Raw genomic sequence first — 21,526 nt, forward strand, 5'->3', positions numbered from 1 at the left:
TTTTGATGATTCGGTTGTAAAATCAAATCTTAAAGTTTTAAATTAAAGAAAGATAAATGAAAAAAATTCAAATGGTTGACTTAAAAGGTCAATACGAGAAAATAAAAGCGACTGTAGATGCTTCAATTCAAGAGGTTTTAGAAACAAATACTTATATAAATGGGCCTTTAGTTCATCAATTTCAAGCTGATTTAGAGCAATATTTAGATGTTAAACACGTTATTCCATGTGCTAATGGAACCGATGCATTGCAAATTGCTATGATGGGGCTTGATTTGAAACCCGGCGATGAGGTAATCACGGCAGATTTTACATTTGCAGCAACTGTTGAAGTTATCGCTTTGCTTCAACTTACGCCAGTTTTGGTGGATGTTGATATGAATAATATGAATATTTCGCTTGACGGAATTAGAAAAGCGATTACGCCAAAAACCAAGGCAATTGTTCCTGTACATTTATTTGGTCGTGCAGCCAATATGGATGCCATTATGGAAATTGCGAACGAGCATAATCTCTATGTAATCGAAGATAATGCACAAGCAATTGGAGCCGATTATAAGTCTCAAGATGGTTCTAAAAAGAAATTAGGAACAATTGGTCATGTGGGCGCAACTTCTTTTTTCCCTTCTAAAAATTTAGGTTGTTACGGAGATGGAGGAGCAATTTTTACTAATGATGATGAGTTGGCGCACATCTTGCGAGGTATTGTAAATCATGGAATGTACGAAAGATACCATCATGATGTAGTAGGGGTAAATTCTCGTTTAGATAGTATTCAGGCGGGAGTTTTAAAAGCTAAATTGCCCAATTTAGACGCTTACAATAAAGCACGACAAGATGCGGCTAGAAAATATAGTTTGGCTCTAAGTGTGAGTCCGGATATTTGGGCACCAACGATTTGTGAAAGCTGTGATTGCCACGTTTTTCATCAGTATGTTATCAGAATTCTGAACGGAAAACGCGACGGATTGTTAGCGCATTTGCAGGATAAAGGGATTCCATGTGCCATTTATTACCCGATTCCGTTGCATAGCCAAAAAGCGTATGCTAGTTCAAGATACCAGGAAGAAGATTTTCCTGTAACCAATCAGTTGTGTACAGAAGTAATTGCATTGCCAATGCACACCGAGTTAGATGATGAGCAAATTAAGTTTATTACAGATTCTGTTTTAGAGTTTTTAAATAATTAAAAATGAAAATATTAGTAACAGGAGGATTAGGATTTATTGGTTCGCATACTGTAGTCGAACTGCAAAATGAAGGCTTTGAAGTGGTGATAATCGATAACCTCTCAAATTCTTCGGAAGATGTTTTGAAAGGGATTGTCAAGATAACAGGAAAAGAGCCTTTATTTGAAAAGTTAGATTTAAGAGAAAAGACAGCGGTTCAGAATTTCTTTAAGAAACACAGTGATATTGCCGGAGTCATTCATTTTGCAGCTTCAAAAGCAGTGGGAGAAAGTGTCGAAAACCCTTTGTTGTACTATGAAAACAATATTAGCGCATTAGTGTATCTGTTACAAGAATTACAGCAAAAAACAGAGGCAAGCTTTATTTTTAGCTCTTCTTGTACAGTGTACGGTCAAGCCGAAAAGATGCCAATTACAGAAGATGCTCCTGTACAGGTTGCAATGTCTCCTTATGGAAATACCAAACAAATAGGAGAAGAAATAATTACAGATACGGCAAAAGTTACCAATATCAGCGCAATTTTGTTGCGTTATTTTAACCCGGTAGGAGCTCATGAAACTACTGAAATTGGAGAATTACCATTAGGTGTTCCTCAAAATTTGGTTCCGTTTATTACCCAGACCGGAATAGGATTACGAAAAGAATTATCTGTTTTTGGAAATGATTATCCAACAGCAGACGGGACTGCGATTCGTGATTACATTCATGTTGTCGATTTAGCGAAAGCGCATGTAATAGCATTGCAACGCTTGCTGAATAAAAAGAATTTGCACAAAGTTGAGACTTTCAATTTAGGAACAGGCAAAGGAAGTTCTGTTTTGGAGGTTATTACTAGTTTTGAAAAGGTAAGCGAAAAGAAAATACCTTACCAATTTATGCCACGTCGCGAAGGCGATATCACTGAAGCGTATGCTAATACAGATAAAGCAAATACTGTTTTAGGTTGGAAAGCACAGTTAACATTAGACGATGCAATGGAAAGTGCATGGAAATGGGAGCAGAAGGTTCGCTCTTAGTCTGAGTTGAAATAGCACTTTTTAGATAAAAAATAAAATCCCAAATGATCATTTTGATTATTTGGGATTTTTTGTTGTAATGAATTTATTGTAAATTCGTTATCTAAAGAAACGGATTATGAACGAGAAGAAAGAAAATAATAACAATAAAGTTGAAGAACCGGCCCTACAATACGATCCTCAGCAATCAAAATTTAAACGCATAGACCCAGATACTTTTGATTTTGATGCTGAGTTTGCCAAAGGACTGACTCTGGAGGAAGCAAAAGAGGAATCTATTAAAAGAATCAGAGAATGGTGGGGAAAATAGTAGTTTTCTTTACCCCAGATGTTATTCGGTATCTTGATGATTTAGTTAGAGTTTTATATAAAAAAGAATATTTTGGTTTTGTAGAATCTGCGGAAGAATATGTTTCTGCTATTTATGATGTAATTCCTGAAAGAGTAAAAAAGATTCCTCACAAAAAATCACCGCATTCACTACAATATTTAGGTTCTCAATATGTTTTTTATAAAACGAATACACGAACAACTTGGTATATTTTCTTTGAAAAAAGAGATCAGAATTATTTGATAACGGGTATTATTAATAATTACTGTATCGAAGCAAAAGAGCTCTGAAATAAAAAATCCTCACAAACTTATTTAGTTTATGAGGACTTTGCTTTATGTAGATTTTCTATGAAAAACTAGTTTTTGTCTACAAATTATGCATTAGCAGTAACCGCTTCTTTATCAATTTTTCCAATCAGGCCTGTTAGTACTTTTCCTGGTCCAACTTCGGTAAATAAAGTAGCGCCGTCAGCGATCATTTGTTGTACAGATTGTGTCCATTTTACAGGTGCTGTAAGCTGAATAATTAAATTCTTTTTGATCTCGTTTGCATCAGAAACAGCGTTTGCCGTTACATTTTGATATACCGGACAAATAGGTGTCGAGAATGTTGTTGCCTCAATAGCGGCGGCCAATTCTTCTCTTGCAGGCTCCATCATGGGTGAGTGAAAAGCTCCTCCAACAGGTAAAATCAAAGCACGTTTTGCCCCTGCTGCTTTCATGGCTTCATAAGCTTTTTCGACAGCAGTTGTTTCGCCAGAAATTACTAATTGTCCCGGGCAGTTGTAGTTGGCAGCAACCACAACACCATCAATAGAAGCACAAACCTCTTCGACTATATTATCTGCTAATCCTAAAACGGCAGCCATTGTAGAAGGTTTAATTTCGCAGGCTTTTTGCATCGCCAAAGCACGTTTTGAAACTAATTGTAAAGCGTCTTCAAAAGACAAAGTTCCGTTGGCAACTAATGCCGAAAATTCGCCTAACGAATGTCCTGCAACCATTTCGGGCTTAAAATCTGCTCCTAAAGTTTTGGCTAAAATAACTGAGTGTAAAAATACTGCTGGTTGTGTAACTTTTGTTTCTTTTAGTTCTTCGGCAGTACCTTCAAACATGATATCTGTAATTCTAAAACCTAAAATTTCATTGGCTTTTTCGAATAATTCTTTGGCCAAAGCCGATGTTTCATATAAGTCTTTGCCCATTCCTGTAAATTGTGCGCCCTGACCCGGAAATACGTATGCTTTCATTTGTCTAATTTAAAGATTGAATTTTTTATAATTGAAAAATTAGCTTCAATTGAAAGGCAAAAATAGTATTTTTTTAGCTCGTATAATCCTTAAACATGTAAATCCATGCTAATCTTGAAAATCGGAGATTGAAAGAAGTGAGTAAGATAATTACAACGGCAATAATTGGAATGATTCGTAAATCGAAAGTTTTTTCGAAAAAAAATTGTGCAATACAATAAGTAGCAATACCTTGCGCAACGGTTAATCCGTAATTTACGTACATAGCACCAAAAAAATATCCAGGTTCTTTTTGAAATTTATAATGGCAATGGCTGCAAGTTTCATTCATTTTTGGTAAACCAAAATTCAGGAAAATATTTTTGTCTTTAAAAACTTTTCCTTTATGACAAATAGGACATTCGTTACTTAAAATATGTGTTAATGCACTTGACATGATCTTGTTGTTTTTTATTTATACAAAGGTAATTCAGCTGCTTATAAAAGTCTTTTTTATATCTTCGCTACTTATAGCACAATAAAGACATTTGCATGAAAAAATATCCAATATATAGTGTTCAGAATTTTAGCTGCAATGATATTCATCGTGATTTTTATGTGAATACTTTTAAAGAGCATCTCAAAAGCCACAGTTTTGTCGAAGAACCACATCGTCATGATTCTTATTTAATGGTGTTTTTTACGAATGGTTCAGGACAACATGAAGTTGATTTTGATCAATTCGAAATAAAAAAAGGAAGTCTATTCGTTTTACAGCCTGGACAAATGCATCATTGGAGTTTATCAGAAGATATTGAAGGTTTTGTGATTATTTTTTCACAAGAATTATATAATTTATACTTCGGACAGAAAAAAATCAAAGATTATAATTTTTATAATTCGATTCTTAACAGACCTGAAATGGTTTTTGAAACAGAAGAAATACTGAAAATAGTACCTTATTTTGATTTGTTGTTTCAGGAGAATCTTCAAAACAATAAATTGCAATTAGATAAAATGTTGAATCTCTTAGACTGCATTCATATCGAAATTGCCCGCAAATACAGTGAGACCTATTCGCATCAAGTACATTCGTACAATATTAAAATAAGCACATTTGAAGCTCTTTTAGAACAATATTTCAAAACTCAAAAACTACCTTCCTTTTATGCAGAGAAACTAAATATTACATTGAAACATTTAAACAGAATCTGCAATGAAATTTTACAAAAAACAGCAACAGAAGTAATAACAGATCGCGTAACTCTGGAAATAAAAAGAATGTTGATAGACAAAGAATTAGCAGTTAATGAAGTGGCTTATAAAGTTGGGTACGAAGATTACTCGTATTTCTCCAGATTTTTCAAAAAACAAACCGGAATGTCTCCTACTCAATTTCGAAATACTCCAAGATGATTTTGCCACTAATTACACAAATTTCCACGAATTATTTTTTCGTTTATTGACTAAAATATTTTTATGCCACAGATTAAAAAGATTTTCACAGATTTAAATCTATAGAATCGTTTAATCTGTGGCAAACAAAAAAAAATGCTTACACTTTTCAAAAACAAACCGGAATGTCTCCCACCGAATTTCGAAATACTTCAAGATAACTTTGCCTCGAATTACACAAATTTCCACGAATTATTTTTTCGTTTATTGACTAAAATATTTTTATGCCACAGATTAAAAAGATTTTCACAGATTTAAATCTATAGAATCGTTTAATCTGTGGCAAACTAAAAAAAAATGCCTGCACTTTTCAAAAACAAACCGGAATGTTTTCCACCGAATTTCGAAATACTCCAATATAACTTTGCCACTAATTACACAAATTTCCACGAATTATTAGTTTAATTTTTTTGCCACAGATTAAAGGATTATTTTGATTTTGAATCTTTAAAAATCTTCTAATCTGGGACAGGAAAAGATCCCGTTTTTTACAGAAAAAAATTAGTGAAAATTTGTGTAATTCGAGGCAAACTTTTTTTAGGACATGACGGCAAACAAAAAAAGCCTGCACTTCCTAAAAAGTGCAGGCTTTTTAACCAACCAAATTAAACCTATTATTATGCGTATTATGCTTGTTTTGCAAATTGTAATTCGATATTCAATTTTACTTCTTCACCAACCAAAACACCACCAGTTTCAAGAGCTGAGTTCCAGTTTAGTCCCCAATCTTTACGATTGATTTTTCCCTCAATACTCAATCCCACTTTTGTATTTCCCCATGGGTCAGTCATGATTCCGCTAAAATCTACAGGAAAAGTTACTGATTTAGAAATGCCTTTGATAGTTAAATCTCCAGTTATTTCATAATCTCCTGCATCAATTTTTTTGAATGATGAAGCTTTGAAAGTCAGTTTTGGATTGTTTTCAACATCAAAGAAATCGGCGCTTCTTAAGTGACCATCTCTGTCTGCATTAGCAGTGTCGATAGAAGCGATATCGCCAGAGAATTCGATAGCTGCATTCTCAAAATTATCACCGTCTGTAGTGATTGATGCATCGTAAGTTCCGAATTTTCCTGAAACATTTGTAAACATCATGTGTTTAACTTTAAAACCAATTTCTGAGTGTGTTGGGTCAATTGCCCATTTTGTAGTTGCCATAATTTTTATTTTTAAATAGTTATTTCATTTTGATAGGACAAAGTTACGATCAGAGTATTCGAAACGCACTTAACCTAGATTAAGAAATAAAAGTGTGTATGTTATCTGAAGGAATTCTGAGATTTTTTATGAGCTTGAATAGGAGACAAACGAAGTAAGATACATTATAGAAAGAAACAGTGTCAATTTACGTGAAATTTCACGTTTGTGATGTCTAATTTCACGTCTGTGATGTCAAATTTCACGTCCGTGATGCCAAATTTCACGTCCGTGACGTCAAATTTCACGTCTTTGATGTAAAATTTCACGTCCGTGACGCCAAATTTCACGTCCTTGACGTAAAGTTTCACGTCCGTGATGTAAAGTTTCGGTGTTGTTTAGGAGTTTTGGGTCGTTTTAGCGAAAGCGGAAAAAAAAAGAAACGATAAATACCTGTAAAATCATGCAATTTATCGTTTCTTGAGAAAAAAGTAGGTGTTGTTTCGCTACTTAATAATTCATCGGAATATCCATTAATAACAACTCAGCGTCTGTATTGGCTTTGATGTTCAAAACGTCAGTTTCAGAAATTCCGATGGCATCACGAGTGTTTAATTCCTGACCGTTGATGGTTACATTTCCTTTTAAAACGAATGCATAAACACCATTGCCTTCTTTTTTTATTTTGTATTCAGATGTCAAACCTGCGTCAAAATTACCCATATTAAACCAGGCATCTTGATGAATCCAAACTCCTTCATCGTCTGCATTTGGAGACAAAATTTGCGAAAATTTGTTGTGTCTGTCTGCTACGTCTAATGTTATTTGTTGGTAACGAGGTGTTACATTTCTTTTGCTCGGAAACAACCAAATTTGCAACAATTTTGTTTGCTGATCGGCATTCGGGTTAAACTCGCTGTGCTGTACCCCAGTTCCGGCGCTCATTACCTGAATATCACCATTTTTGATGATTTCGGTGTTTCCCATGTTGTCTTTGTGGGCTAAATCTCCTTCTAGCGGAATCGTAATGATCTCCATATTGTCGTGAGGATGTGTCCCAAAACCCATTCCGCCCGCAATCGTATCATCGTTTAAAACACGAAGTGCTCCAAACTGAATTCTTTCTGGGTTATACCAGCTTGCAAAACTAAAACTGTGGTAAGCATTAAGCCATCCGTGGTTCGCATTTCCTCTTGTTGCTGCTTTGTGTACGACTATATTTTCCATGATCTATGTGTTTTATTATTCTATGGTACAAATTTACGACCAACATCACTAAAAGGCACTTAACCTAGATTAAGAAAGTTGCTGAGGTCCTGCGTTGAAGATTTTTTCAGGAGCAGTAATTTTAGTTTCAAAATACTTCTCGTCCTGCTATTCGCTATATCTATTGTTGCGAACCCCGCAACAATAGGATGCCGCTGCTATCAGGGCTACACTAGAAATTTTATTTTCATAATTAGTCATGTGAGAAAAGGTGCTAAGGGGTTAAGGTACAAAGTAACAAAGTGACAAAGGTTTTAAAAACGTTGCGTTGTATTGATTAAAAGACAAAGTAACCACACAGTCTGTCATCCCGACGAAGGAGGGATCTCCACAAGCAACTCCATAACGTAAATCGCCAATCTTTGTCGAGCTACTCGCGGAGATTCCTCGTTCCTCGGAATGACAAGATTGCGCACAAAATCAGCAATCAGCAATCAAAAATCAACAATCTAAAATCAGCAATAAAAAACCTTAGCTATACTGCGTAATATACTGTTGCACCACGGCATCAGTATCTTCATGGCGTTTTTTCTTTTCGAGCGCAATCGGCGGAGCAGCTCTTTCTAAGCAATCTTTTACAGCGCAGGTTTCGCAGGTAACACCCACAATTCTTTTCACCAAAGGTTTGCCTTCTATAAATTTGAATTTCTTTTTCATAGCGGCATTAATCAAAATCCCAACCGAAATACTTCTGATGCAATTTTCTACAAAAGGATCTTTTGTAGCCGATGAAAAGACCAAATATTCATTGCCACTATTTTCATAACTCGAAATCTGAGCGTCAAAAAAGTGTGGTTTGTTTTGCCTAATGGCCTCATCTATAGTTTTTGTAGAAACCCATCTTCTGCAATAATGCTCGTTGGTTTCATTGGCATGCGGTTCTTGTTGGTTGGTAATATGCAACTCTTTTTTTATTCGATATTTATCCGAGCCAATTTTGTGAGACATTCTCAAAAAGAATAAATTTTTCAAATGAAAATCTTTCGGTAATAAATTGGTCAACCTCTGGTAAAAAGATTCTGGAGAAACTTCAAAACTTGCTATAAGAGCAACAAATTCCTCTGGATTTGGTTTTTCATTATTTAGGAAATTATTAATCTTTTCTACAACTAATTGTCTTGGCAAGAGTAGTGCTCCTGCAAAGTAAGAAGCATAAAAATTATGCAAAACCTGATCAAAATTGTCGAATTTTATCCAGCTAAACGTTAATAAACGATCTGATAATTGCAAGTAATTATAAGCGATTTCTTTGGCTAAAACAAAGGCTTTCTGAGGCGCGTCGATTTCTGTAGAAAGCAATAAAGTCTTGCTTTTTGGCACATAAATCGAGCGCAAATCGCCCAAAGCTTCCTGATCTTTAAAAGCAATTTCTTTAATGGTATAATCGTATTCTTCTTTTAGGATAGCTTCTAATTCCTCAATGCTAATTTTCGAATTTAGATTAATTTGAAAGGAATTAGAAAATTCAATTACTTTCTGTTCTAAATCTTCAAAATAATTACTGTGCGCTTCCTGATACGAGCGTAAAGCAGCCAGAAAAAAACTTTCTCGGCTTAAGTTATAATGTTGTGCAATTTCGATAATGGTACTAATAAAAGCATTGACTTTTGCGGGAGCATTGGCAATGATGTCAATCAAATCAGCCTCCTGAATACCAAAAAGCTCAAGCGGAATCTCTTTTAAAATTCCTGATTTTAAGATTTCGCCAATCGGAGCGAGATTATTGTCGAGTTTTAAGGAAACCATTTGGTCATAACTGGTCTCCAAATGTTCACACAAAAGCAAAATTTTATCGGTTTTTGGATATTTTTTTCCCTTTTCAATCTCGTTCAGATACGATTTTGAAAGATTTGTCAATTTGGCTAAGCCAAAAAGAGAAAGATTTTTTTGCGTTCTGATTTGCTTGAGTTTGAGCCCAAAGATCAGCTTTATATAGTCTTTTTCGATGTCCATAAATCAAATATAAGTATTAAAAAAATAATCGCCAAAAAAATATTTTACACATTTAGCGAACGTTCGCTTGTTTTGTAAAAAACTTTTTTCTAATATTGTGGTGTCGAAAGTATTGAACATCAATTTTCTATTAAAAATATTGAAACAGATAAATCAACCGCTATGAAAAACCAATTAGAGATTACCGAGACGGCAATGGAATTTTTAGCCGAAAAGAAGCTTTCTTATCCAGCAATCTGGACAGATGAAGCCATTGCCTTTATTATGGATTTGCATCGAAAATTCGAATCGCAACGCAAATTGTTGCTTTTACAGCGCGATCAAAAACAAGTCGAATTTGATAAAGGTGTCATGCCAACTTTTCCTTCAGAAACCAAAACCATCAGAGAAAGTAATTGGGTAGCGGGTCAAATTCCGAAAGATTTATTAGACAGAAGAGTTGAAATTACAGGTCCGGTTGATCGTAAAATGATCATTAATGCATTAAATTCAGGAGCCAAAACCTTTATGGCCGATTTTGAAGACAGTACTTCGCCAACCTGGCAAAATTTGATGGATGGACAATTGAATCTGATAGATGCGGTAAACAAAACGATTTCTTATACTGATGACGTTAAAAACAAATCGTACCAATTAAATGACAAAATTGCAACTTTAATTGTTCGCCCAAGAGGTTTGCATCTTTTAGAAAAGCATCTTCTAATTGATGGAAATCCAGTTTCGGGTTCGCTGGTAGATTTTGGTTTGTATGTTTTTCATAATCATAAAAAATTGCTCGAAAACAATTCTGGGCCGTATTTCTATATTCCAAAATTAGAACATTACCTAGAAGCACGCTGGTGGAATACGGTGATTGATTCTGCCGAAGATTATTTGAAACTGGAGCGAGGAACGATCAAAGTAACGGTTTTAATAGAAACTATCACAGCGAGTTTTCAGCTGGATGAAATTATCTACGAATTAAAAGAACATATCGTAGGATTGAATTGTGGTCGTTGGGATTACATTTTTTCATACATCAAAAAATTTCGTAAAAATCCGAAGTTTATCGTTCCTGATCGCGATCAGGTTAATATGACTTCACCGTTTATGAATGCGTATTCGAATCTAGTAATTCAGAGGTGTCATAAACGTGGGATTCACGCTATTGGCGGGATGGCGGCTCAAATTCCGATAAAAAATAATGAAGAGGCTAATGCTGTCGCTTTCGCGAAAGTAAAAACCGATAAAGAACGAGAAGTTCGCAATGGCCACGACGGAACGTGGGTTGCGCATCCGGATTTGGTACCGTTGGCAAAAGAGATTTTTGATGCCGGAATGCCAAGTCCGAATCAAATTCACATCAAAAGAGAACACCGCAAAATTACCGAAGCAGATTTGATCGAGCCACCGATTGGAATTATAACCGAAAATGGCGTTCGTAAAAACATCAATGTGGGCGTTTTGTATTTGGCTTCTTGGCTGAATGGGCAAGGCGCAGCAGCATTACACAATTTGATGGAAGACGCAGCAACTGCCGAAATCTCAAGATCGCAATTGTGGCAATGGCTCCAAAATAATGTGGTTTTGGATAATGGTCGAAAATTAGATCTGGCCTATTATCACGAATTGGCCTTGGGTGAATTTAAGAAAATTAAAGACGAATTGGGTGAGGAAATTTACGAAAAAAGACAGTTTCCTTTGGCCGAAAAAGTTTTAGAAAGATTAGTCGTAAATACTGATTTTATTGACTTTTTGACGATTCCATGTTACAAATATTTATAAAAATGCTTTACTAACCAACTTAACTATATTATTTATGAAAACAACAGAAGACAGAATTCAGGAATTGATTAACGATTGGATTACGAACCCGAGATGGAAAGGTGTTGAACGTCCCTATACGGCTACAGAAGTAGTGAAACTTCAGGGATCGTATCAAATTGAGCATTCTATTGCCAAAATGGGAGCGCAAAAATTATGGAGAAAGTTAAAAAGTCAGGATTATGTTGCTGGTTTGGGTGCTTTAACTGGAAATCAGGCCATTCAGGAAGTTGATGCAGGCTTGGAAGCGATTTATTTAAGCGGATGGCAAGTAGCCGCCGACGCTAATTTGGCGGGAGAGATGTATCCAGATCAATCGTTATACCCAGTAAATAGTGTGCCGATGGTCGTAAAGAAAATAAATAGTGCCTTGTTACGAGCAGATCAGATTCAGGTAGTAAACGAGGTTGAAGATAAAAAAGATTATCTGGTTCCGATTGTAGCGGATGCCGAAGCTGGTTTTGGAGGTAATCTAAATGCTTTTGAATTAATGAAATCGATGATAGAAGCAGGAGCTTCCGGGGTTCATTTTGAAGATCAATTGAGTTCTGCAAAAAAATGTGGGCATTTAGGAGGCAAAGTTTTGGTACCAACACAAGAGGCGATTAATAAATTGATAGCGGCACGTTTGGCAGCAGATGTTATGGGAGTTTCGACATTGATTGTTGCGCGAACAGATGCTGATGCGGCTAACTTATTGACCAGCGACGCTGACCCTAGAGATGCAAAATTTATTACAGGAGAAAAAACCAACGAAGGTTTCTTCTATGTTAACAGCGGAATAGATCAAGGAATTGCGAGAGGTTTGAGTTACGCTCCTTATGCTGATTTGATTTGGATGGAAACCAGTAATCCTGATTTGGTATATGCAAAAAAGTTTGCTGATGCTATGAAAAAAGAGTTTCCTGATAAAATGTTGGCTTACAATTGTTCGCCTTCTTTTAACTGGGCGGCAAAATTATCAGTGGCAGAAATGGAAACTTTTAGAGAAGATTTGGCGGCTATGGGATACAAATTCCAATTCATCACTTTGGCAGGATTCCATGCTTTAAATACCAGTATGTTCGAATTGTCTAAAGCTTACAAAGAGCGCGGAATGGCGGGTTATTCTGAATTGCAGGAAAGAGAATTTGCGTTGCAGAAACACGGATTCAGAGCGGTAAAACACCAAGCTTTTGTAGGGACATCATACTTTGATGCTGTACAAAATACGGTAACTATAGGAAAATCAACAACCACGGCAATGAAGCATTCTACAGAGGTGGAGCAATTTTAATTCATAAAGAGCACGGCTGTTTAGCCGTGTTTTTTTTTGCCACAGATTTCACAGATTAAAAGGATTAAAAAAATGTTGCCACGAATTTCAAGAATTCACACGAATTTTAATTCAATCTGTGAGTCAATATAATTCGTGGAAATTTGTGAAATTCGTGGCAAATAAACAAAACTTTATTTCTTCAAAAGTCGCGCTTTCATTTTACTAAAAAATTCGGGTGTAACACCAATGAAAGATGCAATTTGCTTTTGAGGTACTTTATGGACCAGCGTTCCGTATTTGGAGCAAAATTTCTCAAATCTTTCTTCAGCAGGTAAACTCAAATTATCCATTAAGCGCTGCTGATTGGCAACCAAAGAATTTTCGATTAAAATTCTAAAAAAACGCTCTAATTTTGGAATCTCAAGATACAGCTGTTCCTGATTTTCTTTAGAAATAGAAACCACTTCGGCATCTTCTAAAACTTCGATAAAAAGTTGCCCAGGTTTTTGCGAAAAATAGCTGTACATGTCGCTCATCCACCATCCTTGGCAAGAAAAGGCAAGAACATGCTCTACAATATTATCATTGATAGTAAAGCTTCTCAAAATACCAGAATTCACAAAATACGAATGTTTGCAAACTTCTCCTGCACTAAGTAAAATGGTTTTTGCTTTGTAAAAATGTGTTTCAGTTTTTGATATAAAAAGTGCTTGTTCTTCTGGAGTTAGCGAAACTAGTTTAGCAATATTTTCGAGAATTAAAGCCATTATTTTTCTTTTATCAAGGTAAATGAAGTTGCTTTGAAGCGATTGTTCTGGATTTTTCCGGTAACAGAAGCTTTGCTAATAGCATTGCAAAAGCCATCTTTCGTATGTGCATCACCATGTTGATCGATTTTTGTACCATCAACAAAATAAGACTCTCCATTGATGCGAACGGCTAAATCACAACCATTGCCTTTCATACCAAATTGACATTCGCCGCAAGCTGCTTCTACGATTTGAGGTTTTTCTTTTGTTTTATTGTCTTGTGCCTGAGTTGCAATTCCGATAAAAAGGAATAGTACAAAGAGTGTTTTTTTCATTTTTTATGAATTTACGGTTATTAATTTTGAAGCTGTTTTGGCGCGCTCTACCACATTTTCGATTGGAGTTCCTAAAGTATCATGACTTAATACAACGCCCATTCTGCGGTAAGGTCTTGAGGTTGGTTTTCCAAAAATTCTAAAGTCAGTTTTGGGTAAAGCGGCTACTTTTTCGATTCCGGTAAAAGTAGGATTGTTAGAATCTTCAGAAGCTAAAATTACGGCACTTGCTCCAGCTTTTTCAAGTGTAATCTCAAAAATGGGAAGGCATAAAATAGCACGTAAATGCAATTCGAATTCGTTAAAATTTTGTGTTCCTGCCAAAGTTACCATTCCGGTATCATGAGGACGTGGAGAAAGTTCAGAGAAATAAACACCTTCATTAGTCAGGAAAAATTCTACACCAAAAAGTCCTGCCCCTCCCAAAGCTTCGGTAATTTTTTCGGCCATATCCTGCGCTTCGTATAAATCGGCATCAGCAACATTTGCGGGCTGCCAGCTTTCCTGATAATCGCCACGCTCTTGTCTGTGGCCAATGGGAGCACAAAATAAGGTTGGATTATTGTTTTGTGTAATGGTCAAAAGTGTAATTTCTGAATGAAAATTTACAAAAGCTTCAACAATTACTTCAATTACATCGCCACGAGAGCCTGCTACAGCATATTGCCACGCTTTCTCGATATCACTTTCGGTTTTAATGGTTGATTGCCCTTTTCCCGAAGAAGACATTAAAGGTTTTACCACACATGGCATTCCGACTTCCTGCACGGCTTTTTGCAATTCTTCGGCAGAAGTTGCGTATTGGTATTTGGCTGTTTTTAGTCCGAGTTCTTTTGAAGCTAAATCACGAATGGCTTTACGATTCATGGTAAAGTTGGCCGCTTTCGCTGAAGGGACTACGGTTATACCTTGTTTTTCGTAATCATAAAATCGTTCGGTGCGAATGGCTTCTATTTCGGGAACGATAAAATCGGGTTTATGTTTGGCAACAATTCGGTCAAGAGCTTCGCCATCGAGCATGTTAATGACTTCAAAACCGTGCGCAACCTGCATTGCGGGAGCATTTTCGTAACTATCAACTGCAATTATGGTCTGTCCGATTCGTTGTGCGGCAATGAGAAATTCTTTGCCTAATTCCCCTGAACCTAGAAGTAGTATTTTCATTGTGGAGTTTTGTAATGTTCGAGTAGTAAAAGTAGCGAAAAATGTTTTTAACCGCAAAGTTCGCAAAGATTTACGCAAGGAATGCAAAGTTGTTGTTGTGAGTTTAAAAAAAATGAAGTTTATTCTCGCGGAGATTTCTCCTTCGTCGAAATGACAATATTGTGTAAATGTAAAATGTAATTATGAATAAAAGTTCTTGTTAAGCCGTTTGCGTGAGGGATAGAAGCGGAAAGCCCACAGCCTGACGAAGGAAGAGCGAGGACTTGTAGCGGATAGCCCGACCCTTGTGGTCACGCCCAAAATAAAAAAACCGACACTTTATAAAAAGCATCGGTTTTGTATTTTAATGAAGATGATCTTCTTCGATTTCAAATTCTGCATCTTTTTCCCAGATTTCCATTTCGCAAGGTTTGCAGTTGAATTTTAATTTGTATTCTAATTCGCCTTGTTTCAGTACTAACGGTTCTTTTACTTTGACACCAACTATGTCTTTTTGGTGTATAGGGCATTTTTTTAATTCGTATTTAATGCAATATTTCGTTGTCATTACACGCGATTTTCCCGGATCCCATTGCAGTTCAAAAGCTTTTTCGATTTCGGTTACACCGTGACGCTCATAGAATTTACGTGCCGTTTTGTTGGAAACGTTGTACATAAAATCTAATTTGGTTTCTGGGTAAGGATGCGATGTTTTGACCAATTGGTGTTCTTCGCGTTTGTAGTTGGCTAAACGAATTTGGGTCAGTTGATCGTAAACTGTTCTTCTCATTTCGTTGATTTTTGAAATAGGAAGGAACCAGTTTTGAGAAAACATCACATTGATTTCATCTGCAGTATAAGGCGTAAAACCTGTTTTTGCCAATTGTATTTTGATGTTTTCTTCGATTGATTCGCCGGTTTTAGTTTGTTCTTTTGAATGTTCTAAAGTCACGATGCTTACATTTCCGTCTTCATCGGTTGCAGTAAGTTCGAAGCCAGTTTCGTTTTCGGTTAGCACTAAAGTTGTGCTAATTTTTCGAACTGCACTGTCTTCTCTTTCTACAATTTTGATGAAAGCAGCGTCATTATTTCGGTAAATAAAAGTTCCAGGTTTTATTTCTTTTAAAACGTTTGGATATATTTTACCGTTTTCGGCTTTGTTGACGTAAATTCCGTCTGCTTCATTATTTTCATTGATAAAACAAAGTCCGTCACCGTTGTTTAATAACTCGCCGTTTTCTATTTCGTAAGCATTTCCGGTAGTTTGGATTAATTTTCCAATATATTGGCCTTTTGATTTTGGGCTTTCCCAAGAGCCGATAGAGTTGTGCCTATCGTTTACAAAATAATCGGTGTAACCACGATTAAAAGTTCTGTTTAAAGAAGAATCGAAGGTAAAAGTACATTTTCCAGAAGAAGCTTTTGTGTATTTTTCGCTTCCTTCTCCTTCTAGAAAGCTATCTAATTTTTGACGCAGATACGAGACATTATTTTTTACGTACACTATATCTTTTAGTCGGCCTTCAATTTTAAAAGAGCAAATTCCGGCTTCGATTAGATTCGGAATTTGGTCTGAAATATCTAAATCTTTTATAGAAAGTAAGTGACTGTTTTTGATTAATGTTTCTCCGTTTCCGTCGATTAAGTTGTAAGGTAAACGGCAGTTTTGAGCACAAGAACCGCGATTGGCGCTGCGTTCTCCGTTGGCAACACTCATGTAGCAATTTCCGCTAAAGGAAACACATAAAGCACCTGTTACAAAAAATTCTAGTTCAACATCTGCGTGATCGCTTATTTGTTTTATTTGGTGTAAGTTGAGTTCGCGGGCCAAAACCACACGTTTGATTCCGGCATCTTTCAGGAATTTAATTTTGTCGGCATCACGATTGTTGGCCTGGGTACTGGCATGAAGTACGATAGGAGGCAAGTCCATTTCCATGATTGCCATGTCCTGAATAATCAAGGCATCTACGCCAATATCATACAACTGATAAATCATTTGGCGACAGGTTTCGAGTTCGTTGTCGTACAAAATCGTATTCATTACCACAAAAACCTGAGCATTAAATAAGTGTGCATATTGTACCAAAGAGGCAATATCTTCGATAGAATTGGTGGCATTAGACCGTGCGCCAAACTGCGGAGCGCCAATATAGAGTGCATCTGCACCACTATTTATGGCAGCCATTCCCTGAATCAAATCTTTAGCTGGAGCTAATATCTCAATTTTCTTCTTCATTTTTAAAACTTTAGCTTTTCGCGAATGCACGAAAAAAGTGTGCAAAGTTCTTATAATTTATTTGAGTTTGCTAATGCTGAAGTGACTTTTTTTGAAATAGTTTTATAAATAGAAGCACAACATAGAAGTACATTATTTATCGTCTCTATCCAGATGTTCTTTTTGTTCTAATTCTTTTTTTCTTGGCGATTTTTCTTCATAACCTAAATTGGTATTGCCTTCAGTCAAAGGATCAATTTTTCCTTTATCCAGATCCTCGATCAAATCGGTTGTAATAGGGAATTCTTTTTTATCAGCAGTTGTTGAAGTGTCTTTTTGTGTCGCATTGTCATTGTCGCCCAAACGTTCTTTCTGACTTTTTTCGTCATTGTTTGTGGTGCTGTATTTTTTATCCATGATTTTTTATTTTTGTGAATTGTGTTTCTATCATTGAAAATAAGTGGTAAGCCAAAAAAAACTACTTGATATCCATTTGTTTATCAAGTAGTTTTTTACCGTTTCAGAAAACTGATTTAGGATAGCAATTTTTTTGCTTTAATTTTGATCAAAGTATTTTGAATGCTGTTTAATTGTTTTGAAACAATTGCAATTTGCCCAGCCGGAAGATTTTTTTCTTCTAAAACCATTTTGTATTTTTCGATAGCTGCTTCTTCGCCTGTAATACAAGCATTGATAATGGCCTCGGTGTCACCACTTGTAAAAGAAGATTTGATATCGATCCAGGCACGGTGTAGAGCTCCTAGTGGTCCGCCACCTGCAGCGTCTGTTGATTTTCCTAATTTATTAATTTCATCTTGCAATTCTACAATAAAAAGTGCGCGCTCACGAGCATACTCTAAAAAGTCGGTTTTTATAGCTGGGCTACTTACTTGTTCGGCAGCATTTGTATAACCTAATTTTCCATCTTCCAGTATTGCAATTAATCCGTTTAATGTGCTTACTGTTTCTTTTGTGGTTTCCTCTGTATGTATCATAATACTAATTTTAAATTAATGTTGTTACAAAGATGAGATTTTATGGAGGCTGGTTTATTATAGAATTACAATGTTGATTTATAAGATTATAGAATGGAAATTTTGAAACTCAATATTTCTTTTTGAGCGATATATGTCTTATAAGTTGGTTCGGGTTAGGGATGGGAGCGGTATCCTTTTTCTGGCTTTTTAGCTAGGAAAAGATATAGCGGACAGCCCGGCCGGAGGCAACCCCATAAAAAAACGGCTTAAAGTATAAAGTAATGAAACTCTATATCTTAAGCCGTTTGTAGAAAAGTTATGTAAGTTGTTATGCAACCAAAGCTTCTTTGATTCTGCGTAATGCTTCTTTTAAGATGTCGTTGCTTGTTGCGTAAGAGAAACGAATGCAATTTGGATTTCCGAAAGCGTCGCCTGTTACAGTTGCAACGTTGGCTTCTGCTAAAAGATACATTGATAAATCGTTGGCATCTTTAATTTCGGTTCCTCTTAGTGTTTTTCCGAAGAAAGAAGAAACGTCTGGAAAAACGTAAAAAGCGCCTTCTGGAACGTTGATTTTTACACCAGGAATTTCTTTTAATAATCCCACGACTAAATCTCTACGGCTGTGAAACGCCTGAACCATTTCGTTTAATACGCTTGGGTCTGCATCGACAGCAGTAATGGTAGCGCGTTGTGCGATAGAATTGGCTCCCGAGGTTACTTGTCCCTGAATTTTTGTACATGCTTTTGCAATAAATTCCGGAGCTCCAATGTAACCAATTCTCCATCCTGTCATGGCAAAAGCTTTTGCTACACCGTTTACAGTAATGGTTTTTTCCAGCATTCCCGGGATAGAACCGATGCTGCAGAAAGTTCCTGAGAAATTGATGTGTTCGTAGATTTCGTCGGCAACTACATATATGTTTGGGTATTTTTCTAAAACTTTTGCAAGTGCAGTAAGCTCTTCTCTGCTGTAAACAGACCCAGAAGGGTTGCAAGGAGAGCTAAACCACATCATTTTGGTTTTTGGTGTAATGGCAGCTTCTAGTTGTTCTGGTGTAATTTTGAAATCTGTTTCTACAGACGTTGGAACTTCTACAGGAATTCCTCCAGAAAGTTTTACAATTTCGAAATAAGAAACCCAGTATGGTGCTGGCAAAATAACTTCGTCGCCATCGTTTAGCATTACTTGCGCAATGTTGTATAACGATTGTTTTGCTCCTGTAGAAACTACGATTTGGGTTGGTTTGTATTCTAATCCGTTGTCTCTTTTAAATTTTCTACAGATAGCTTCTTTTAGGTCCTGATATCCATCAACTGGAGAATAAGTACTGTAGTTTTCGTCAATAGCTTTTTTTGCAGCTTCTTTTATAAAATCAGGCGTATTAAAGTCGGGCTCGCCTAAACTTAAGCTGATAATATCTTTTCCTTGTGCTTTTAATTCGCGCGCTAAAGCAGCCATTGCTAATGTTTGTGAAGTCGCTAAGTTGTTAATTCTGTCCGAAAGAATGTGATTCATTTTGTAGTTAATTGCGGTTTAATATTGTGTTGAATGTATTGTAGCAAAGCATGATTATACATTGCTACAATACACTATTTTGTAATGATAAATTACGCTAGTTCAGGTTTCATTCCAAGATCTTTCAAATGCTTGTAATGTGCTACAATTGCGCTTCTCATGGTCTTGAACTCATAATAAGGCAAGTTGCATTCTTGTGCCGTTTCTTTTACAATTTCTGCAATTTTCCCGTAGTGAACATGACTAATATTTGGAAAAATATGATGCTCAATTTGATGATTTAATCCACCAGTAAACCAGTTTACAATTTTGTTTTTTGGTGCAAAATTAGCTGTCGTGTACAATTGGTGAATGGCCCAGGTGTTTTCGATTTCTCCATTTTCGTTCGGAACCGGATTAGAGGTTTCCTCCACAACGTGTGCCAATTGAAAAACAATACTTAAAATTAGTCCGGCTGTGTAATGCATTACAAAAAATCCGATTACAACTTTCCACCAAGACACTCCTAAAGCCATTGGCAATACCATCCAGATTACTGCGTAGATAATCTTGGTGATCACCAAAACTGTCCATAATTTGGCAGGACTTTGTGGCGTTCCGTATGATAATTTTCTTTTTAAATAATTTTTCATTTGTTTAAAATCGGTAGTCAAAGACCAGTTAAAAGTCAATAATCCGTATAAAAAGAAAGAATAATAATGTTGAAATTTATGAAAACGATGCCATTCGGCATTTTGTGTAAAACGAATGATTCTTCCTGCGTCCAAGTCTTCATCATGACCGTGTATGTTGGTGTAGGTGTGATGCAGAACATTATGTTGTACTTGCCAGTTGTGTACATTACCGGCCAAAATATAGATGCTTCCTCCCATGATTTTGTTAATCCATGATTTAGAAGAATAAGAGCCGTGATTACCGTCATGCATTACGTTCATGCCTATTCCTGCCATTCCAATTCCCATTAAAATATTCAATAATAGTTGGCCCCAAAAAGGCATATCAAGTGTAAGGATTAAAAAATAAGGTGTTAAGAAAATAGCAAACAAAATCACTGCTTTAAGGTGAAGTTTCCAGTTTCCGGTTTTCTGGATGTTATTTTCCTTAAAGTAATTGTTTACTCGAGAGTTAAGTGTTCTGAAAAACTTCAGATTGTCTTGCTTTGCAAATGTTGGTGCCGTATTATTCATAAAAAAATTAAATAGTTTTCAAAGGTAATTATTATAAATTTTCAATTTACAAAATTGAGTTAAATATTTTAATAGTAAAGTAGTACTTTTGTTAAAAAAATAGAGCAATGGACGAGATTCTGAAATATTTTCCTGATTTGACCGACATTCAAATCGAACAATTTCAAAAATTAGATTTTTTATACCATGATTGGAATGAAAAGATAAATGTTATTTCACGTAAAGATATTGATGCCTTATATACCAAACACATTTTGCATTCACTTGGAATTGCAAAAATAATGAAGTTTGAGCCCGGAGCTACTGTTCTTGACGTAGGAACTGGCGGTGGTTTTCCGGGAATTCCGCTGGCGATTTTGTTTCCCGAAACGCGTTTTTACTTAATTGATGTAATTGCAAAAAAAATAAAAGTGGTTCAGGGCGTAGTAGATGCCTTAGAATTGAAAAACGTAAAAGCAGAACAAAAACGTGCCGAATTGGTAAAAGGAGATTTTGATTTTATCGTTAGTCGGGCTGTGACCAATATGCCTGATTTTGTTTCTTGGATTCATGATAAAATCAAAAAGCAACACAAGCATACCCTAAAAAACGGAATTTTATACCTAAAAGGAGGAGATTTAACCGAAGAGTTGGCCTCTTTTCCTAAAGCTACTTTATATGATTTGTCAACAATTTTTGAAGATGAATTTTTTGAAACTAAAAAAGTAGTGCATTTGCCATTGAAGTTTCAGGCTTAGAAAAGATAGTCTTAAGGTC

The 21,526-nt window shown here is 35.9% G+C and carries 21 protein-coding genes; 8 read left to right on the forward strand and 13 right to left on the reverse strand.

Annotated features, from left to right (window positions below; genetic code table 11):
* Positions 1-56 precede the first annotated feature (56 nt).
* From J3495_RS00800 to J3495_RS00815, 4 genes are all read left to right on the forward strand, one after another.
* Complete coding sequence (locus J3495_RS00800) at positions 57-1,190, forward strand: DegT/DnrJ/EryC1/StrS family aminotransferase (RefSeq protein ID WP_210664659.1); 1,134 nt, start codon at positions 57-59, stop codon at positions 1,188-1,190.
* Between the two features lie 2 nt (positions 1,191-1,192).
* The gene (gene galE / locus J3495_RS00805; protein WP_210664660.1) at positions 1,193-2,206 is read left to right on the forward strand and encodes a UDP-glucose 4-epimerase GalE; all 1,014 of its coding nucleotides are present in this window, start codon (positions 1,193-1,195) and stop codon (positions 2,204-2,206) included.
* A 118-nt stretch (positions 2,207-2,324) separates the two neighbouring features.
* Positions 2,325-2,516, forward strand: a complete 192-nt coding sequence (locus J3495_RS00810; RefSeq protein WP_210664661.1) for a hypothetical protein — start codon at positions 2,325-2,327, stop codon at positions 2,514-2,516.
* The gene (locus J3495_RS00815; RefSeq protein ID WP_210664662.1) at positions 2,501-2,827 is read left to right on the forward strand and encodes a hypothetical protein; all 327 of its coding nucleotides are present in this window, start codon (positions 2,501-2,503) and stop codon (positions 2,825-2,827) included. Before J3495_RS00810 ends, J3495_RS00815 begins: the two co-directional genes overlap by 16 nt.
* Before the next feature lie 86 nt (positions 2,828-2,913).
* Here the strand turns inward: J3495_RS00815 and fabD are convergent, their stop codons facing one another.
* Both fabD and J3495_RS00825 read right to left on the reverse strand, forming a co-directional pair.
* The gene (fabD, locus tag J3495_RS00820) at positions 2,914-3,789 is read right to left on the reverse strand and encodes an ACP S-malonyltransferase (protein ID WP_210664663.1); all 876 of its coding nucleotides are present in this window, start codon (positions 3,787-3,789) and stop codon (positions 2,914-2,916) included.
* Positions 3,790-3,862: 73 nt separating this feature from the next.
* A complete protein-coding gene (locus J3495_RS00825; protein ID WP_210664664.1) occupies positions 3,863-4,225 on the reverse strand; it encodes a DUF983 domain-containing protein in 363 nt (120 codons plus the stop codon).
* Positions 4,226-4,320: 95 nt separating this feature from the next.
* On the opposite strand from J3495_RS00825, the gene J3495_RS00830 reads away from it, so the two are divergent.
* On the forward strand, positions 4,321-5,184 hold the full coding sequence (locus J3495_RS00830) for a helix-turn-helix domain-containing protein (protein ID WP_210664665.1): 864 nt from the start codon (positions 4,321-4,323) through the stop codon (positions 5,182-5,184).
* A gap of 665 nt (positions 5,185-5,849) precedes the next feature.
* On the opposite strand, the gene J3495_RS00835 is transcribed toward J3495_RS00830, so the two are convergent.
* The 3 genes from J3495_RS00835 to J3495_RS00845 form a co-directional block, all read right to left on the reverse strand.
* Positions 5,850-6,383, reverse strand: coding sequence for a YceI family protein (locus tag J3495_RS00835; protein ID WP_210664666.1), 534 nt, complete (start codon positions 6,381-6,383; stop codon positions 5,850-5,852).
* Between the two features lie 489 nt (positions 6,384-6,872).
* Positions 6,873-7,589, reverse strand: a complete 717-nt coding sequence (locus J3495_RS00840) for a pirin family protein (protein ID WP_210664667.1) — start codon at positions 7,587-7,589, stop codon at positions 6,873-6,875.
* Between the two features lie 510 nt (positions 7,590-8,099).
* Positions 8,100-9,581 (reverse strand): helix-turn-helix domain-containing protein, encoded by a 1,482-nt coding sequence (locus J3495_RS00845; protein ID WP_210664668.1) that lies wholly within the window; start codon positions 9,579-9,581, stop codon positions 8,100-8,102.
* A 162-nt stretch (positions 9,582-9,743) separates the two neighbouring features.
* On the opposite strand from J3495_RS00845, the gene aceB reads away from it, so the two are divergent.
* Entirely contained in the window at positions 9,744-11,345 is a 1,602-nt protein-coding gene (gene aceB / locus J3495_RS00850) for a malate synthase A (protein ID WP_210664669.1), read from the forward strand.
* A 34-nt stretch (positions 11,346-11,379) separates the two neighbouring features.
* Entirely contained in the window at positions 11,380-12,660 is a 1,281-nt protein-coding gene (gene aceA / locus J3495_RS00855) for an isocitrate lyase (protein ID WP_210664670.1), read from the forward strand.
* Between the two features lie 173 nt (positions 12,661-12,833).
* Here the strand turns inward: aceA and J3495_RS00860 are convergent, their stop codons facing one another.
* From J3495_RS00860 to J3495_RS00895, 8 genes are all read right to left on the reverse strand, one after another.
* Entirely contained in the window at positions 12,834-13,409 is a 576-nt protein-coding gene (locus J3495_RS00860) for a Crp/Fnr family transcriptional regulator (RefSeq protein ID WP_210664671.1), read from the reverse strand.
* Entirely contained in the window at positions 13,409-13,726 is a 318-nt protein-coding gene (locus J3495_RS00865) for a DUF6370 family protein (protein ID WP_210664672.1), read from the reverse strand. The genes J3495_RS00860 and J3495_RS00865 overlap by 1 nt, the downstream gene beginning before the upstream one ends.
* Before the next feature lie 3 nt (positions 13,727-13,729).
* Positions 13,730-14,890 carry a formate-dependent phosphoribosylglycinamide formyltransferase gene (gene purT / locus J3495_RS00870; RefSeq protein WP_210664673.1) on the reverse strand — a complete coding sequence of 387 codons (1,161 nt, stop codon included), beginning with the start codon at positions 14,888-14,890 and terminating at the stop codon, positions 13,730-13,732.
* Positions 14,891-15,233: 343 nt separating this feature from the next.
* Positions 15,234-17,108, reverse strand: coding sequence for a peptidase U32 family protein (locus tag J3495_RS00875; protein ID WP_210664674.1), 1,875 nt, complete (start codon positions 17,106-17,108; stop codon positions 15,234-15,236).
* A gap of 132 nt (positions 17,109-17,240) precedes the next feature.
* Positions 17,241-17,504 (reverse strand): hypothetical protein, encoded by a 264-nt coding sequence (locus J3495_RS00880; RefSeq protein WP_210664675.1) that lies wholly within the window; start codon positions 17,502-17,504, stop codon positions 17,241-17,243.
* 116 nt (positions 17,505-17,620) lie between these two features.
* Positions 17,621-18,082 carry a ferritin-like domain-containing protein gene (locus tag J3495_RS00885; RefSeq protein WP_210664676.1) on the reverse strand — a complete coding sequence of 154 codons (462 nt, stop codon included), beginning with the start codon at positions 18,080-18,082 and terminating at the stop codon, positions 17,621-17,623.
* Positions 18,083-18,392: 310 nt separating this feature from the next.
* A complete protein-coding gene (locus J3495_RS00890; protein ID WP_210664677.1) occupies positions 18,393-19,583 on the reverse strand; it encodes a pyridoxal phosphate-dependent aminotransferase in 1,191 nt (396 codons plus the stop codon).
* A 92-nt stretch (positions 19,584-19,675) separates the two neighbouring features.
* Positions 19,676-20,770, reverse strand: a complete 1,095-nt coding sequence (locus J3495_RS00895; protein WP_210664678.1) for a fatty acid desaturase family protein — start codon at positions 20,768-20,770, stop codon at positions 19,676-19,678.
* Between the two features lie 107 nt (positions 20,771-20,877).
* Between J3495_RS00895 and rsmG the strand changes: the two genes are divergently transcribed.
* A complete protein-coding gene (gene rsmG, locus J3495_RS00900; RefSeq protein WP_210664679.1) occupies positions 20,878-21,507 on the forward strand; it encodes a 16S rRNA (guanine(527)-N(7))-methyltransferase RsmG in 630 nt (209 codons plus the stop codon).
* Positions 21,508-21,526 lie beyond the last annotated feature (19 nt).

Source organism: Flavobacterium geliluteum (assembly GCF_017948595.1).
In the GTDB taxonomy this organism is placed as follows: Bacteria; Bacteroidota; Bacteroidia; order Flavobacteriales; family Flavobacteriaceae; genus Flavobacterium; species Flavobacterium flavipigmentatum.